Origin of the sequence: Pilibacter termitis (assembly GCF_900167335.1) — a bacterium.
In the GTDB taxonomy this organism is placed as follows: domain Bacteria; phylum Bacillota; class Bacilli; order Lactobacillales; family Streptococcaceae; genus Pilibacter; species Pilibacter termitis.
In genome coordinates this window covers 1-1547 of the sequence record NZ_FUXI01000058.1, presented here as the reverse complement: position 1 = coordinate 1547, position 1547 = coordinate 1, and the positions used below count along the sequence as shown (strand labels likewise).

Annotated in this window: 3 protein-coding genes and 1 pseudogene; all 4 read left to right on the top strand. The window is 38.4% G+C overall.

All coding sequences use genetic code 11. The annotated features are described in order from the left end of the window. A pseudogene (locus B5D30_RS13945) lies at positions 1 to 237 on the top strand (phage head-tail connector protein); the annotation flags it as partial. Beyond that, on the top strand, positions 237 to 560 hold the full coding sequence (locus B5D30_RS13020) for a hypothetical protein (RefSeq protein WP_078808518.1): 324 nt from the start codon (positions 237 to 239) through the stop codon (positions 558 to 560). The pseudogene B5D30_RS13945 and the gene B5D30_RS13020, both read left to right, overlap by 1 nt. A gap of 1 nt (position 561) precedes the next feature. Further along, positions 562 to 1101, top strand: a complete 540-nt coding sequence (locus B5D30_RS13015; RefSeq protein WP_078808517.1) for a hypothetical protein — start codon at positions 562 to 564, stop codon at positions 1099 to 1101. Continuing rightward, positions 1102 to 1473, top strand: a complete 372-nt coding sequence (locus B5D30_RS13010) for a hypothetical protein (RefSeq protein ID WP_078808516.1) — start codon at positions 1102 to 1104, stop codon at positions 1471 to 1473. Positions 1474 to 1547: the final 74 nt, after the last annotated feature.

Sequence of the window (1547 nt, the reverse complement as noted above, 5' to 3'; positions counted from 1 at the left end):
GCAAAACTGATGATTTTAGACTATACAGGACTTGAAACAGAAGAATGGGAGAATGTTCCTGTTTTGGCAATGTATCAACGACAATTAGCAAAAGTGTTGGAAAATAGAGCTGGAGTCGAGGGAGAAACTTCGAGAAGTGAGGGAGATATTTCCAGAAATTTTGAAGAAGGGTTGATTCCAAAAAGTATTCGTCAATCACTTTCTAAATACGTCAAAACAAAGGTGGTGGGCTTGTGATGTTGTCTAAAAAGTTTATGCAAACGGCTTTTCTTTTCAAACCTAGTCAAACGCAAGATGAGGAAGGTTTTGTAAAGACGATTTATGTTGAACCTCGAACGCTTACCTTGCTTGTCAGTAGTGGAAAAAGTGGACTTTCTCCTGTAATTTATGGGGAACGTGTGGAAAAACAAAAGATTTGCTATGCAGAGCTTGGCACGTTTGAAGAAGAAAAACATGAGGGGTGGGGCTTGTCTCTAAAAGATAACTCCACAGTGACTCACAAGATTTTAGCAATTACTCCTTACTCTACACACGTGAAACTCTTAATTGAGAAGGTGTAGCATGGTTGAAATCAAGATTACAAATTTAGAACAAGCCTTAGGCAAGATTGATGCTATTCCAGAGAAGTTGACTGTTGGACTAACAAAAGCGACAGATTCTTTGCTTGACCTTGTAGATGAAAATGTTGTGCAAAATCTCGGAAGTGTTCGGTATGGGAACGGTGAAATCAACCGACAAAACCACCGAGAAATAAAATGCGTGAAAGGAATGGTCAAAGGTCGTTTTTGGAATGATTCCGAGATTGGTGTGTATCGTGAATTTGGTACAGGTCCAGTCGGAGAAGAAAACCACAGTGACATTTCACCAGATGTTTTTCCAACGTACACACAAGATCGCTGGTTTATTCCTGTGAATGATGTGGATATTGATTTACAATCCGTTTACGGCATACCAAAAATTAAGATTCAAGGCGAAGAATTTTTCATGACACGAGGGCAACCAGCAAGACCTTGGATGTATCCAGCAGGAAAAAAAGCAGAAGAACAATCTGAAAAAATTATCACTCAAGAAGTGAATAAAGCATTAAAGGAGCTAGAGTAAATGAGTGTAATTGATTTAAAACCGTTTATCGTGAAAACTTTGCAAGGCACCAATTTGTTTGAAAAGGTTATGCCAGAGTTTCCAGAAACGTTGTCAGACTTCCCTGTGTGTATTTATCAAGCGATTCACTCGCCAAAATTGATTGACATGACGGGAAGTGAAGTGACGACAGAATGGCGAATTATTTTAGAAATTTATGGTTCAAAAGAAAAAGGCACGTTATCGCCACTTTCAAACGAAGTTCAGAGTATTTTTTCACAAATGGGGCTTGAAGTGAAAGTGCGTGATGCAAATACTGTGAAAAACACACGCTCCATTCTTGAAATGAGTGGTGTATTTCACAATGATTTAAATATTATGTACCCAAATTAGAGGAGGAACAAACGAATGAAGAAACAAATGAATTTACTAATTTTCCCAGATTTTGCTGGGATTGTAACGGCTGG